11 protein-coding genes are annotated in these 14,284 nt (G+C 66.5%); all 11 read left to right on the top strand.

Annotated elements, in window-relative coordinates; genetic code table 11:
- Position 1: 1 nt before the first annotated feature.
- The 11 genes from fliP to WS70_RS00205 all read left to right on the top strand — a co-directional run bounded on the left by fliP (position 2) and on the right by WS70_RS00205 (position 14,151).
- Positions 2-832, top strand: coding sequence for a flagellar type III secretion system pore protein FliP (gene fliP, locus WS70_RS00265; RefSeq protein ID WP_418230141.1), 831 nt, complete (start codon positions 2-4; stop codon positions 830-832).
- A gap of 25 nt (positions 833-857) precedes the next feature.
- Positions 858-1,130, top strand: a complete 273-nt coding sequence (fliQ, locus tag WS70_RS00260; RefSeq protein ID WP_010100578.1) for a flagellar biosynthesis protein FliQ — start codon at positions 858-860, stop codon at positions 1,128-1,130.
- 62 nt (positions 1,131-1,192) lie between these two features.
- Entirely contained in the window at positions 1,193-1,975 is a 783-nt protein-coding gene (fliR, locus tag WS70_RS00255; protein WP_059473494.1) for a flagellar biosynthetic protein FliR, read from the top strand.
- Positions 1,976-2,276: 301 nt separating this feature from the next.
- Positions 2,277-3,296 (top strand): ABC transporter substrate-binding protein, encoded by a 1,020-nt coding sequence (locus WS70_RS00245; RefSeq protein ID WP_059597940.1) that lies wholly within the window; start codon positions 2,277-2,279, stop codon positions 3,294-3,296.
- A gap of 94 nt (positions 3,297-3,390) precedes the next feature.
- Positions 3,391-4,188, top strand: coding sequence for an ABC transporter ATP-binding protein (locus tag WS70_RS00240; RefSeq protein WP_059473497.1), 798 nt, complete (start codon positions 3,391-3,393; stop codon positions 4,186-4,188).
- Positions 4,189-4,215: 27 nt separating this feature from the next.
- Complete coding sequence (locus WS70_RS00235; RefSeq protein ID WP_059473498.1) at positions 4,216-5,070, top strand: ABC transporter permease; 855 nt, start codon at positions 4,216-4,218, stop codon at positions 5,068-5,070.
- A 75-nt stretch (positions 5,071-5,145) separates the two neighbouring features.
- A complete protein-coding gene (locus WS70_RS00230) occupies positions 5,146-6,525 on the top strand; it encodes a sensor histidine kinase (protein WP_059597941.1) in 1,380 nt (459 codons plus the stop codon).
- A 10-nt stretch (positions 6,526-6,535) separates the two neighbouring features.
- On the top strand, positions 6,536-7,213 hold the full coding sequence (locus WS70_RS00225) for a response regulator (RefSeq protein ID WP_059597942.1): 678 nt from the start codon (positions 6,536-6,538) through the stop codon (positions 7,211-7,213).
- A gap of 288 nt (positions 7,214-7,501) precedes the next feature.
- Entirely contained in the window at positions 7,502-8,662 is a 1,161-nt protein-coding gene (locus WS70_RS00220) for a porin (RefSeq protein WP_059473501.1), read from the top strand.
- A gap of 388 nt (positions 8,663-9,050) precedes the next feature.
- On the top strand, positions 9,051-11,075 hold the full coding sequence (locus WS70_RS00210; protein ID WP_059473582.1) for a site-specific DNA-methyltransferase: 2,025 nt from the start codon (positions 9,051-9,053) through the stop codon (positions 11,073-11,075).
- Positions 11,076-11,115: 40 nt separating this feature from the next.
- A complete protein-coding gene (locus WS70_RS00205; RefSeq protein WP_059473502.1) occupies positions 11,116-14,151 on the top strand; it encodes a type III restriction-modification system endonuclease in 3,036 nt (1,011 codons plus the stop codon).
- The last annotated feature ends 133 nt before the right edge of the window (positions 14,152-14,284 follow it).

The following is a 14,284-nucleotide window of genomic DNA, read 5'->3' as shown; positions in this document are numbered from 1 at the left end:
GATGCCGCGCCTTCGTTTCGTCGCGCCGCGCGCGCATTCCGCCGCGCGCGCCCACTCCGACCGTCGTTCGATGAAGACCACCCTGTTGCGCGGCGCCGTGCGCTGGCTGCCCGCGCTCGCCATCGGCGTCGCGCCGGCGCTCGCCTGCGCGCAGTCGGCCGGTTTGCCGGCATTCAACTCGGCGCCCGGCCCGAACGGCGGCACGACCTATTCGCTGAGCGTGCAGACGATGCTGCTGCTCACGATGCTGTCGTTCTTGCCGGCGATGCTGCTGATGATGACGAGCTTCACGCGGATCATCATCGTGCTGTCGCTGCTGCGGCAGTCGCTCGGCACCGCGTCGACGCCGCCGAACCAGGTGCTCGTCGGCCTCGCGCTCTTCCTCACGCTGTTCGTGATGTCGCCCGTGCTCGACAAGGCTTACACCGACGCCTACAAGCCGTTTTCCGAAGGCACGCTGCAGATGGACCAGGCGGTCCAGCGCGGCACCGCGCCGTTCAAGGCGTTCATGCTGAAGCAGACGCGCGAGACCGATCTCGCGCTGTTCGCGAAGATTTCGAAGGCGGCGCCGATGCAGGGGCCGGAGGACGTGCCGCTGTCGCTCCTCGTGCCCGCGTTCGTCACGAGCGAGCTGAAGACGGGCTTCCAGATCGGCTTCACGATCTTCATCCCGTTCCTCATCATCGACATGGTCGTCGCAAGCGTGCTGATGTCGATGGGGATGATGATGGTGTCGCCCGCGACGGTGTCGCTGCCGTTCAAGCTGATGCTGTTCGTGCTCGTCGACGGCTGGCAGCTCTTGATCGGCTCGCTCGCGCAGAGCTTCACCTAGGCTCCGTTCAACGAGGAGAGTCGAAATGACCCCCGAAAACGTGATGACGCTCGCGCACCAGGCGATGTACATCGGCCTGTTGCTCGCTGCGCCCCTTCTGCTCGTCGCGCTCGCGGTCGGCCTCGTCGTGAGTCTGTTCCAGGCGGCGACGCAGATCAACGAGGCGACCCTGTCGTTCATCCCGAAGCTGCTCGCGGTTGCCGCGACGATGGTGATCGCCGGTCCGTGGATGCTGTCGACGATGACCGACTACCTGCGCGAGATCCTGCTGCGCGTCGCGACGCTCGGCGCGGGCTGACGCCGCCGAGCGCGGCGCTCTCGTCCGCTTTTCCCGCTCCGTCCCGCTTTTGCCATCGACCGATGTTCTCCGTGACCTACGCGCAACTGAACGGCTGGCTCACCGCATTTCTGTGGCCGCTCGTGCGGATGCTCGCGCTCGTCGCGACCGCGCCGGTGACGGGTCACCGCGCGACGCCCGTGCGCGTGAAGATCGGGCTCGCGGGCTTCATGGCGCTCGTCGTCGCGCCGACGCTCGGGCCGATGCCCGTCGTCACCGTGTTCTCCGCGCAGGGCGTGTGGATCATCGTCAATCAGTTCCTGATCGGCGCGGCGCTCGGCTTCACGATGCAGATCGTGTTCGCCGCGATCGAGGCGGCGGGCGACATCATCGGCCTGTCGATGGGGCTCGGCTTTGCGACGTTCTTCGATCCGCACGCGAGCGGCGCGACGCCCGTGATGGGCCGCTTCCTGAACGCGATCGCGATCCTCGCGTTTCTCGCTTTCGACGGCCATTTGCAGGTATTCGCCGCGCTCGTCGATTCGTTCAGGCTCGTGCCGATCTCGGCCGACCTGCTGCGCGCGCCCGGCTGGCAGACGATCGTCGCGTTCGGCGCGATGATTTTCGAGATGGGGCTCCTGCTCGCGCTGCCCGTCGTCGCCGCGCTGTTGATCGCGAACCTGGCGCTCGGGATCCTGAACCGCGCGGCGCCGCAGATCGGGATCTTCCAGGTCGGCTTTCCGGTGACGATGCTGGTCGGCCTGCTGCTCGTCCAGTTGATGGCGCCGAACCTGGTGCCGTTCGTCGGACGGCTCTTCGATACCGGCGTCGATTTGGTCGGGCGCGTCGCGGCCGGCTTGCATTGAGCGGTGCGCGCGCGGCGGGTGCGGCGTGCGGCGCGCCGCATCCGTCGGCCGCGCGCTTTCATAGCGTCGTCACGCACGCGATCTTCGGCATCGGCCTGTACGGCACGGGCTCGGCGCGCTTGCGATGCTCGGCATGGGTTGGCGCGACCGAGCAGCCCTTCGTCCTCCCGCTCCCCGCCTTGCTGGAAAACCCCTAAAAGAAAGCCGCGCCCGCGAAAGGTTGCGGAAGGCTTCGTCTCCCTATACTCGTCTCGACGATGCAGCAAGCATCGCTTCATACAGACAACATTGGAGACTCCCGATGCGCACCAGCACCACTCTTCGCGCGCTCAGCTTGGCCGCGGTCGCGGCCGGCCTGTCCTTCGGCTTCGCTTCGCAGTCCGCCTTCGCCGGCGACGGCGGCAAGATCACGATCATGGTGGGCGGCATCACGAAGCTCATCTACCTGCCCGCGCGGCTCACGCAGGAACTCGGCTACTTCAAGGCCGAAGGACTCGATGTCGACCTGCAGTCGCAGCCGGCCGGCGTCGACGCCGAGAACGAGCTGCTCGCGGGCGCGGTGCAGGGCGTCGTCGGCTTCTATGATCATACGATCGACCTGCAGAGCAAGGGCAAGGACGTGAAGGCGATCGCCGTGCTCTGCCAGGTGCCGGGCGAAGTCGAGATGGTGTCGACGAAGGCGGCCGGATCGATCAAGTCGATGGCCGACGTGAAGGGCAAGACGCTCGGCGTGACGGGCCTCGGCTCGTCGACGAGCTTCCTCACGCAGTATCTCGCGCAGCAGCACGGGATTGCGGCGAACCAATACACGATGCTGCCCGTCGGCGCTGATGCGAGCTTCATCGCGGCCGTGAAGCAAAGCCGCATCGATGCGGGGATGACGACCGAGCCGACCGTGTCGGTGCTCGAGAAGAGCGGCGACGCGAAGGTGCTCGTCGACATGCGCACGCTCGACGGCACGCGCGCCGCGCTCGGCGGCACGTATCCGGCGGCGAGCCTGTACGTGCAGTCCGCTTGGGCCGACACGCACAAGGCGGAGGCGACGAAGCTCGCGCACGCGTTCGCGCGCACGATGCAGTTCATCCACACGCACAGCGCGGAAGAGATCGCCGCGAAGATGCCCGCCGACTACCAGAAGGACAAGGCGCTCTACGCGAGCGCGCTGAAGGCGTCGCTGCCGATGTACACGCCCGACGGCAAGATGCCCGCCGACGGTCCGGCGACGGTGTTGAAGGTGCTGTCCGCGTTCAATCCGTCGGTGAAGGGCAAGCACATCGATCTGTCGAAGACTTATACGAACGAGTTCGTGAACGCGAAGTAAGCGATCCGAACGACAAGCGGCCAGTTTTGAACCAGGCTCACGAGGGCCGCCGGCGCCGCACGGAGGCGCCGGTTTCGATGCAGGACTTCAAGCGATGAATCAACATGTTTCGGCCAATGCACCCGCGATCGAGTTTCGCAACGTGTCGTGCCGCTTCATCTCGCCGGACGGCCGTGCAACCGTCGCGCTGCACGACTTCACGATGTCGGTCGCGCGCGGCGAGTTCGTCGCGATCGTCGGCCCGACGGGCTGCGGCAAATCGACGACGCTCAACATGATCACGGGGCTCCTCAAGCCCGTATCGGGCGAGGTCCGCGTGATGGGCAAGCCCGTCGACGGCATCGATCCCCGAATCGGCTTCGTGTTCCAGGCCGATGCGGTGTTCCCGTGGCGCACGGTGATCGACAACGTCGCGGCCGGCCCGATGTTTCGCGGCCGCTCGAAGGAATCCGCGTACGCGCAGGCGGAGGAATGGATCCGCCGCGTCGGGCTCGATAAATTCACGAAGCACTACCCGCACCAGTTGTCGGGCGGCATGAGAAAGCGCGTCGCGCTCGCGCAGACGTTCATCAACCAGCCGGAAATCCTGCTGATGGACGAGCCGTTCTCGGCGCTCGACATGCAGACGCGCACGCTGATGCAGGACGAGCTGCTGCAGCTCTGGTCGGCGAACAAGGGCTCGGTGGTGTTCGTCACGCACGATCTCGAAGAGGCGATCGCACTCGCCGACCGTGTGTTCGTGCTGACGTCGCGCCCGGCGACGCTCAAGCGCGTGTACGAGATCGATCTGCCGCGCCCGCGCGTCACGTCGGAAGTGCGCTACGAGCAGCGCTTCATCGAAATCTCGAAGGACATTTGGCACGATCTGCGCGAAGAAGTGCAGATCGGATAAACAGGAAAGGATTGGAGCATGACTGACATGACGCTTCCGACGCCGCTTGGCACCACCACCACCACATCGCTCGAAGACGAAGAGCGCGCCGCGCAGCGCCGACTGCGGCGGCGCCGGCACTTGATCGTCGGGTTGCGCATCGCGGTGCTCGTCGTTGCGCTCGGCGGCTGGGAAATCGCCGCGCGGCTCAAGTGGATCGACCCGTTCTTCTTCTCGATGCCGTCGCTGATCGTCGCGCAGATCCAGGACTGGTTCGTCAACGGCACGTCGCAGGGCCCGCTGCTGCTGCAGGTCTGGGTGACGCTCGAGGAGACGATCGCCGGCTTCCTGATCGGCTCGGTCGCGGGCGTCTTCTGCGGAATCGTGCTCGGCCGCAACAAGCTGCTCGCCGACGTGTTCGGTCTCTACATCCAGATCGCGAACTCGATTCCGCGCGTCGTGCTCGGTTCGATATTCGTGATCGCGCTCGGCCTCGGGATGGCATCGAAAATCGCGCTCGCGGTCGTGATGGTGTTCTTCGTCGTGTTCGGCAACGCATTCCAGGGCGTGCGCGAAGCGGACCGCTATCTGATCGCGAACGCGCAGATCCTCGGCGCGTCGCGCCGGCAGATCACGACGTCCGTCGTGATTCCGTCCGCGCTCAGCTGGATTCTCGCGAGCCTGCACGTGAGCTTCGGCTTCGCGCTCGTCGGCGCGGTCGTCGGGGAATTTCTGGGTTCCAAGCAAGGCATCGGCCTGCTAATCTCGACCGCTCAGGGCGCGTTCAACGCGAGCGGCGTGTTTGCCGCGATGATCGTGCTCGCCGTCGTGGCGCTCGCTGCCGACTTCCTGCTGACGCGGCTCGAGAAGCGGCTCCTGAAGTGGCGGCCCGCCGCGTTCTGAAGACGATGCATCAGCGAAACGGCGCATCTTCGGTGCGCCGTTTCGTTTTTGGGCTGGAATGTGGGAGATAACGGCATGTCGCACAGCCTGCGCGGCCGACTGCTTTGGTGGCTGCTGCTGCCGCTTGCCGTATTCGTCGTGATTGCGGGCGCGATGTCGTACGACACCGCGCGCAAGACGGCCGACCTCGTGCAGGACGGCGCGCTCGTCGCGTCGGCGCGCGCGATCGCGGAGGACGTCGACTGGGAAAGCGGCGCGCTCGTCGCGAACGTGCCGCCCGCGGCGCTCGAATTGTTCGAATCGCCCGCGCAGGACCAGGTGTACTACAAGGTCCGTACGGGCGGCGGCCGGCTGCTCGCCGGCAGTCCCGATCTCGACGGCCCGCCCGTCGCGACCCGGCCCGGCGCTCAGCCGGTGCTGTTCGATACGACGCTCAACGGGCTCGCGATCCGCGCGGTCGCATACACGCGCGAGCTGTACAACGCGGGCGACACGGAGACGGTGACGGTCGTTGTCGGCAAGACGCAGACGTCGCGGCAGATGATGATCGCGGCGATCTGGCATCCGCAGCTCTGGCGGCTCGCGCTGATGCTCGCGCTCGCGATGGCGCTCGTCTATCTCGGCCTCACGTTCGAGCTGCGGCCGCTGATGAAGCTGAAGGACGACGTCGCGGACCGCGAGCCGATGGAGCTCGAGCCGATCCGCACCGAGCGTCTGCAATTCGAGCTGCGCCCGATCGTCGACGCGATCAATCAGTGCATCGCGCGGCTCAACCTGCATGCGGCGACGCAGCGCCGCTTCATCGCCGATGCCGCGCATCAGCTGCGCACGCCAATCGCGGTGATCGACACGCAGATCCAATGCGCACGGCAGCGCGAGAACGACGATGCGGCGCTCGCCGGGCTACTCGCGTCGATGCAGCGCAGCAGCCGCAAGATGGCGGACGTCACCGACAAGCTGCTCCTGCTCGCGCACGCGGAAGCGGCGTCGCCCGCGCGCCTGAACGCACGCGTCGAAGTCGCGGCCGTCGTGTCCGGCGTGCTCGAGGAGGCGATCGTGCTCGCCGAGCGGCGCCGCATCGATCTCGGCGCGGAGCTCGACGACGACCTGCAGGTCGCGGGCAGCGAGAGCCTTTTGTCGGCGCTCCTGATGAATCTCGTCGACAATGCGGTGCGCTACGCGCACGAAGGCGGCCGTGTGACGGTGAGCGCGCGGCGCGACGGCGATGAAGTCGTGCTCGAAGTCGTCGACGACGGCCCCGGCATTCCGGCCGAAGCGCGGCCGCACGTGTTCAAGCGGTTCTACCGGGTCGCGAAGGACGAGGAAGGTACGGGCCTCGGACTCGCGATCGTCGAAGAGATCGCGCAGTTGCACGGCGGCACGGTTGCGCTCGCGACGGGCCCCGGCAACCGCGGCGTCAAGATGACCGTGCGCCTGCCCGCCTATCGCAATTGAGAGAGTCTCGATGAAACTGCTGCTCGTGGAAGACAATGCGGAACTCGCGCACTGGATCGTCGATCTGCTGCGCGGCGAGGGCTTCGGCGTCGATTCGGCGCCGGACGGCGAGAGCGCGGACACGGTGCTGAAGGCGCAGCGCTACGACGCGCTGCTGCTCGACATGCGGCTGCCCGGCATGAGCGGCAAGGAACTGCTCGCGCGGCTGCGCCGCCGCGGTGACAACGTGCCCGTGCTGATGCTGACCGCGCACGGCTCGGTCGACGACAAGGTCGATTGCTTCAGCGCGGGTGCCGACGATTACGTCGTGAAGCCGTTCGAGTCGCGCGAGCTCGTCGCACGGATCCGCGCGCTGATCCGGCGGCAATGCGGCGTCGGCGCGACGCAGCTCGCGTGCGGCGATCTCGTCTACCTGTTCACGACGCGCGAGTTTCAATGCAGCGGCGTGCCGCTCGTGCTGCGCCGCCGCGAGCACGCGATCCTCGAGACGCTGATGCTGCAGCAGGGCAAGACGGTATCGAAGGCTCGGCTGATGGACAGCGTGTACGGCCTCGACGACGAGCCGAGCGCCGACGCGATCGACATCTACATCCACCGGCTGCGCAAGCATTTGTCCGGCTCGGACGCGCAAATCATCACGCTGCGCGGGCTCGGCTACATTCTACGAACGAAGGATGCGGCCGAGTAGGCCGCCGCGCGATTCGTCGCACGCCGCACGCACGCGGCGCACGCACCGGATGCCCGCGCACAATTAGTTCGTCCTGCTTCGCGAATCGTCCGACGTTTTCCAGCGCCGCGTCGCGCGACGGCGCTCGTCTGCCTGACGCATCGGAAAGACGCGTACCACCCGTGTTTATCCCGAGATATCCGACCCGCGCGCGAAAGCGGCGCGAAGGATTGCGCCGACTACGATGACGTGGCCGTTCGATGCGCATCGCATCGCGTAGGCGCGGCCAACGCTGCGTAGTACGAAAGAATGGCGGTCAACACGATATCGGAGGGGACGATCTTGAAACGACAATACCTGGCACTTTCCATCGCGACGGCTGCCTGTGCGGCGCCGCAAGCGCACGCGCAGTCGAGCGTCCAGCTCTACGGGCTCATCGACTTGAGCGTGCCGACCTATCAGTCGCACGCGAATGCAAAGGGCGATCACGTGATCGGCATGGGGCTCGGCGGCGAGCCGTGGTTCAGCGGCAGCCGCTGGGGCTTGAAGGGGGCGGAGGACATCGGCGGCGGCACGAAGGTGATCTTCCGACTCGAAAGCGAATACCGGATGGGCGACGGCCAGATGGAGGACCCGGGCCAGATCTTCGATCGCGACGCGTGGGTCGGCATCGAAAACGATACGATCGGCAAGTTCACCGCGGGCTTCCAGAACACGATCGCGCGCGACTCGTCGGCGATCTACGGCGACCCGTACGGTTCGGCGAAGCTGACGACGGAGGAAGGCGGCTGGACGAACGCGAACAACTTCAAGCAGATGATTTTCTACGCGGCGAGCGCGACGGGCACGCGCTACAACAACGGCCTCGCGTGGAAGAAGCTGTTCAGCAACGGCATCTTCGCGAGCGCGGGCTACGCGTTCAGCAATTCGACGAGCTTCGCGCAGGACTCGACCTACCAGGTCGCGCTCGGCTACAACGGCGGCCCGTTCAACGTGTCGGGCTTCTTCAGCCACGTGAACCACGCGGGCTACGCGAACAAGTCGTTCTCGGTCGGCGGCAACTATACGTTCGACATCTTCCGCATGAATGCCGGCTACTTCCGCTATCTCGGCAATCAGGGCGCGCTCGGTCAGCGCCAGGACAACGCCTGGACCGTGTCGTTCAAGGTCGCGCCGAAGGGCGCGCTCGACTACGAACTCGGCTATCAGCAGATGCGCGTGCATAACGCCGCGTACAACACCGACGGCGACATTCCGAATGCAAACCTCGGCGACTTCAGCCTGACGTCCGGCGTCGGCAACGGCTTCAAGGAGACGCTGTACGGATCGGTGTTCTATCACCTGTCGAAGCGCACGGAGCTTTATCTCGCCGGCGACTACATGCGGCTGCACGGCGGCTACACGGTTGCATCGACGCACGGCTCAACCAATCAGCTCGAGCTGACGACCGGCATCCGCACGCGATTCTGATCCACTGCGCGATACGGCCGGCCGCGACGCGGCCGTGTCGCGCGCCTCCGCTTCTCCCGTTCCGTTCGCTCGATCTCCAGCGAGACAATGCGGTATTCGACAGCCCGGCTCACACGCCGGGCTTTTTGTTTTCGATCCGCGGCACGGGCACCGGCAAAACCGCACAAAGACGGCCGCCTTCCGAACCTGTGGTAAACATCTGCGTCGCCGAACGCGGCGCGATCCCCGGCGCCGACGCCGCAGCCCCTGCCCGGCGGCGCGCGCCGGCGCCCCGGCCGTAAGTCCTTGACCTACGGCGGACGGATCGCTAGCGTTTCGCCTTTGCCGCGCCGCGCGGGCCCGGGAATCGGGCTTGCGCCGGCGCGAAGACATGCAATGGATGGGAAGGATGATGCAAAAACTCGATGCGGCGAGCCCGGAAGCGCAATCCGCGGATCTCGTGTCCGCGAACGTCGAGCGCCTGAAGGCGCTCTTTCCGGACGTGGTGACCGAAGGACCGGACGGCGCGTCGGTGAACCTCGACGCGCTCGCGGCGCTCGTCGGCGCGCCGGCCGTCGCCGACGCCGACGAGAAATACGGCCTCAACTGGCACGGCAAGCGCCGCGCGCGCCGGCTCGCGCTCACGCCGTCGACGGGCACGCTGCGCCCGTACCCGCGCGAAAGCGTCGACTGGGCGTCGACCCGCAATCTGATGATCGAGGGCGAAAACCTCGAGGTGCTGAAGCTGTTGCAGAAGAGTTACGCGGGGCGCGCGAAGCTCGTCTACATCGATCCGCCGTACAACACCGGCAAGGATTTCGTCTATCCGGACAATTTCACCGACAGCCTGCGCCACTATCTCGAGCTGACCGGCCAGACGACGGGCGGCAAGAAGGTCAGCAGCAACACCGACGCGAGCGGCCGTTTCCACACGGACTGGCTCAACATGATCTATCCGCGCCTGAAGCTCGCGCGCGACCTGCTCGCCGACGACGGCGTGATCGCCGTGCACATCGACGAGCACGAACAGCACGCGCTCGTGCTTGTGATGCGCGAGATTTTCGGCGAGGACAACGAGCTCGGCGTCGCGGTGTGGGACAAGCGCAATCCGAAGGGCGACGCGCGCGGGATCGCGTACCAGCATGAATCGATCGTGCTGTTCGCGCGCGACGCGGAACTGCTGTTCGAGCGCGCGCCGCTCAAGCGCCCGAAGCGCAACGCGCAGCGGATGCTCGACGCGGCGCGCGGCGCGATCGCGCGCGCGTCGACGATCGCGGAAGCGAACGTCGCGTACCGGAGCTGGGTGAAGTCGCAGACGACGCTGTCGGGGGGCGAGGCGATGTACGACCGGATCTCGGCCGACGGCCGCGTCTACCGGCTCGTGTCGATGGCGTGGCCGAACAAGAAGAAGGCGCCCGACGACTACTTCGCGCCGCTCGCGCATCCGGCGACGGGCAAGCCGTGCCCCGTACCCGAGCGCGGCTGGCGCAATCCGCCCGCGACGATGCAGGCGCTGCTCGACAAGGGGCTCGTCGAATTCGGTGCGGACGAAACGACGCAGCCGCAGCGGATCTACTTCCTCGACGAGAACATGTACGAGAACGTGCCGTCGGTGTTGCCGTTCGGCGGCTCGGACGACGCGCTCCTGAAATCGCTCGAGATTCCGTTCGATCAGCCGAAGCCCGTCGAATTCGTTGCGTCGATCATCGGCTGGTGCACGGACGGCGATGACCTGATCGTCGATTTCTTCGGCGGCTCGGGCACGACCGCGCATGCGGTGATGGCGCTCAACGCGGCCGACGGCGGCAACCGCCGCTACGCGCTCGTGCAACTGCCCGAGCCGCTCGACGCCGACAGCAAGGACCAGAAGGCCGCCGCCGATTTCTGCGCGGCGCGGCGCAAGCCGCTCAATCTCGCCGAACTGACGAAGGAGCGGCTGCGGCGCTCGGCGGCGAGGATCGCGGCCGAGCATCCGGGCGTGCGCGCCGATCTCGGCTTTCGCGTGTTCAAGCTCGATTCGACGAACGTCTCCGAGTGGGACCCGCGCGGCGACGACATCCAGCAGTCGCTGCTCGCGGCCGTCGAGCACATCAAGCCGAGCCGTTCCGACGAAGATCTGCTGTACGAACTGATGCTGAAGCTCGGCCTCGACCTGTGCGCACCGATCGAAGCGCGGGCGATTGCCGGCAAGGCGGTCTACGTGATCGACGGCGCGATCGTCGCGTGCTTCGACGCGCACATCGATCGCGCGGCGACCGACACGCTGGGCGAAGGCATCGTCGAGCTGATCGCGGCATCGGCGGCGGCGGGCGCCGCAGACGCGCGCGACGTGACCTGCGTGTTCCGCGACAGCGGCTTCACCGACGACGTCGCGAAGGTGAACCTGTCGGCGATCCTCGAGCAGCACGGCGTGAAGCGCATCCGGAGCCTCTGATGCGCGCACGCGAGCCACACGCAGACAAGGAAGGTTGAGCATGCAGTTGTATTTCGAGTCGGATCTCGACTATCAGCTCGAAGCGATCGAGGCGGTATGCGATCTGTTTCGCGGCCAGGAGGCGTGCCGCGCCGAATTCAGCGTGACCGCGCAAGCCGCGCGGCGGCGCGCGACGCCGCAGATGTCGCTCGGGATGGCCGAGTCGGGGCTCGGCGTCGGCAATCGCCTGACGCTCGACGCCCACGCGTTCGCCGAGAATCTCGCGCGCGTGCAGGTGCGCAACGGCCTGCCGCCGTGCGGCGCGCCGAGCTCGAACGATTTCACCGTCGAGATGGAAACGGGCACGGGCAAGACCTACGTCTACCTGCGCACGATCTTCGAGTTGCACCGCCGCTTCGACTTCACGAAGTTCGTGATCGTCGTGCCGTCGGTCGCGATCAAGGAAGGCGTGTACAAGACGCTGCAGATCACTGAGCAGCATTTCAAGCGCCTGTACGCGGGCGTGCCGTTCGACTACTTCGTCTACGATTCGGCGAAGCTCGGCGAGGTGCGCAGCTTCGCGTCGAAGTCGACCGTGCAGATCATGATCGTCACGGTCGCGGCGATCAACAAGAAGGACGTCAACAATCTCTATAAGGATAGCGAAAAGACGGGCGGCGAGAAGCCGATCGATCTGATCCGCGCGACGCATCCGATCGTGATCGTCGACGAGCCGCAAAGCGTCGACGGCGGACTGGAAGGGCGCGGCAAGGAAGCGCTCGACGCGATGCGGCCGCTGTGCACGCTGCGCTACTCGGCGACCCACGCCGACAAGTATCAGATGCTGTACCGGCTCGATGCGATCGACGCGTACGAGCGCAAGCTCGTCAAGCAGATCGAGATCGCGTCGGCGACCGTCGAAGACGCGCACAACAAGCCGTTCATGCGCGTGATATCGATCGGCAGCCGGCGCGGCGCGATCACGGCGCGCGTCGAGCTCGACGTCGCGACGCCCGCCGGCGACGTCGAGCGGCTGACGCTCGCCGTCGCGGACGGCGACGATCTCGAGCGAGTCACGAAACGCGCGGTCTACGCGAATTTCCGGATCGGTGCGATTCACGCGGCGCGCGGCGCCGAGTACCTCGAACTGCGCTATCCGGGCGGCGACGCGTTCCTGTCGATCGGCGACGCGTACGGCGATGTCGATGTGCCCGCGATCCGGCGCGAGATGATCCGCCGCACGATCCGCGAGCATCTCGACAAGGAGCTGCGCTTGAAGCCGCTCGGCGTGAAAGTGCTGTCGCTCTTCTTCGTCGACGCGGTCGACAAGTACCGCAAGTACGACCGGCACGGCCATCCGTTCAAGGGCGACTACGCGTTGCTGTTCGAGGAAGAATACCGTCGCGCGGCGAAGCTGCCCGCGTATCGCGCGCTGTTCGACGGCGTCGATCCCGCAGGCGCGGGCGCGGCCGAGGCTGTGCACGACGGCTACTTCTCGATCGACAAGAAAGGCGGCTGGACCGACACGAGCGACAAGAGCGCGGGCAGCCGCGAGAATGCGGAGCGCGCGTACAGCCTCATCATGAAGGACAAGGAGCGGCTGCTGTCGTTCGACACGCCGCTCAAGTTCATCTTCTCGCACTCGGCGCTGAAGGAAGGCTGGGACAACCCGAACGTGTTCCAGATCTGCACGCTGCGCGACATTCATAGCGAGCGCGAGCGTCGCCAGACGATTGGCCGCGGGCTGCGTCTCGCCGTCGATCAGCGCGGCGAGCGCGTGCGCGGCTTCGACGTCAACACGCTGACGGTGATCGCCGGCGAGAGCTATGAGCAGTTCGCCGAAAACCTGCAGAAGGAAATCGAGGCCGATACGGGGATTCGCTTCGGCGTCGTCGAAACGCATCAGTTCGCGGCGCTGCCCGTTCCGGCCGCGGACGGCAGCGTGCAGCCGCTCGGCATCGAGCGGTCGACGGCGCTTTGGACGTACCTGAAGGACGCCGGCTATCTCGATGCGCGCGGCCGCGTGCAGGACACGCTGCGCGCGGCGCTCAAGCTGCGTGCGCTGCCGCTCCCCGCCGAATTCGACGCGCAGCGTACGCTGATCGTCGACATGCTGCGCAAGCTCGCGGGCCGGCTCGACGTGCGCAACGCGGACGAGCGTCGCCACATCGCGCTGCGCCGCGATGCGCAAGACAAGGCGGTGTATCTCGGCGATGCGTTCCGCGCGCTGTGGGACCGCATCAAATATCGAACCACGTTTCGCGTGAATTTCGACAATGCACGCTTGATCGAGCGCTGCATTGCCGCGCTGAAGGCGGCGCCCGAGGTCACGCACGCGCGGCTGCAGTGGCGCAAGGCCGATATCGCGATCGACGCGGCGGGCGTCGAGGCGATCGAGACCGCGGATGCCGGCACGATCGCGATCGACGAAGGCGAACTCGATCTGCCGGATCTGCTGACGGAGCTGCAGGACCGCACGCAGCTCACGCGGCGCACGATCGCGACGGTGCTGATCGAAAGCGGCCGGCTCGTCGAATTCCCGCGCAATCCGCAGCGCTTCATCGCGCTCGTCGCCGCGACGCTCGAGCGCTGCAAGCGCGATGCGCTCGTCGACGGGATCGAATACAAGCTGCTCGGCGAGCAGCACGCCCATGCGCTGTCGCTGTTCGAGGACGAGCCGCTCACCGGCTATCTGTCGAGCATGCGGCGCGACGCGACGAAATCAATCCACGAGGATGTGCCGTGCGATACAACGGCCGAGCTCGCATTTGCCGACGCGCTCGAGCAAGACGACGCGGTCAGGCTGTACGCGAAGCTGCCCGGCTGGTTCAAGATCCCGACGCCGCTCGGCAACTACAGCCCGGACTGGGCGGTGATGATCGCCGAAAACGACGGGTCGCGGCTCTATTTCGTCGTCGAGACGAAGAGCGGCCTCGCCGACGGCGATCTGCGGGCCTACGAGCGGCGCAAGATCCAGTGCGGCGCCGCGCATTTCCGCGCGCTGGAAGCGGCCGTCGATGACCCGGCGCGCTATGTGCGCGCACGCACCGTCGACGATCTGCCGACGACCGCTGCAAACGCGCACGACGCGGCCTGAGCTTCGTCGCCGCGTTGCTTCGCTGGGCCGCCGCATCGCCGTTCGTTTCCGGCACGTGGCGCGCAGCGGCTTCCCGCCGCATCCGTACGCGCGATCCCCTTCCCTGCTGCGTTTCGCCGCGCGCGCCGGATTT

Source organism: Burkholderia mayonis (assembly GCF_001523745.2).
In the GTDB taxonomy this organism is placed as follows: domain Bacteria; phylum Pseudomonadota; class Gammaproteobacteria; order Burkholderiales; family Burkholderiaceae; genus Burkholderia; species Burkholderia mayonis.
This window is presented reverse-complemented; position numbering and strand designations above follow the sequence as displayed.

What these genes read in the sequence shown, in the direction of transcription:
- fliP (WP_418230141.1), top strand. Translation starts at nt 2, where the DNA reads ATGCCGCGCCTTCGTTTCGTCGCGCCGCGCGCGCATTCCGCCGCGCGC.
- fliQ (WP_010100578.1), top strand. Translation starts at nt 858, where the DNA reads ATGACCCCCGAAAACGTGATGACGCTCGCGCACCAGGCGATGTACATC.
- fliR (WP_059473494.1), top strand. Translation starts at nt 1,193, where the DNA reads ATGTTCTCCGTGACCTACGCGCAACTGAACGGCTGGCTCACCGCATTT.
- WS70_RS00245 (WP_059597940.1), top strand. Translation starts at nt 2,277, where the DNA reads ATGCGCACCAGCACCACTCTTCGCGCGCTCAGCTTGGCCGCGGTCGCG.
- WS70_RS00240 (WP_059473497.1), top strand. Translation starts at nt 3,391, where the DNA reads ATGAATCAACATGTTTCGGCCAATGCACCCGCGATCGAGTTTCGCAAC.
- WS70_RS00235 (WP_059473498.1), top strand. Translation starts at nt 4,216, where the DNA reads ATGACGCTTCCGACGCCGCTTGGCACCACCACCACCACATCGCTCGAA.
- WS70_RS00230 (WP_059597941.1), top strand. Translation starts at nt 5,146, where the DNA reads ATGTCGCACAGCCTGCGCGGCCGACTGCTTTGGTGGCTGCTGCTGCCG.
- WS70_RS00225 (WP_059597942.1), top strand. Translation starts at nt 6,536, where the DNA reads ATGAAACTGCTGCTCGTGGAAGACAATGCGGAACTCGCGCACTGGATC.
- WS70_RS00220 (WP_059473501.1), top strand. Translation starts at nt 7,502, where the DNA reads ATGGCGGTCAACACGATATCGGAGGGGACGATCTTGAAACGACAATAC.
- WS70_RS00210 (WP_059473582.1), top strand. Translation starts at nt 9,051, where the DNA reads ATGATGCAAAAACTCGATGCGGCGAGCCCGGAAGCGCAATCCGCGGAT.
- WS70_RS00205 (WP_059473502.1), top strand. Translation starts at nt 11,116, where the DNA reads ATGCAGTTGTATTTCGAGTCGGATCTCGACTATCAGCTCGAAGCGATC.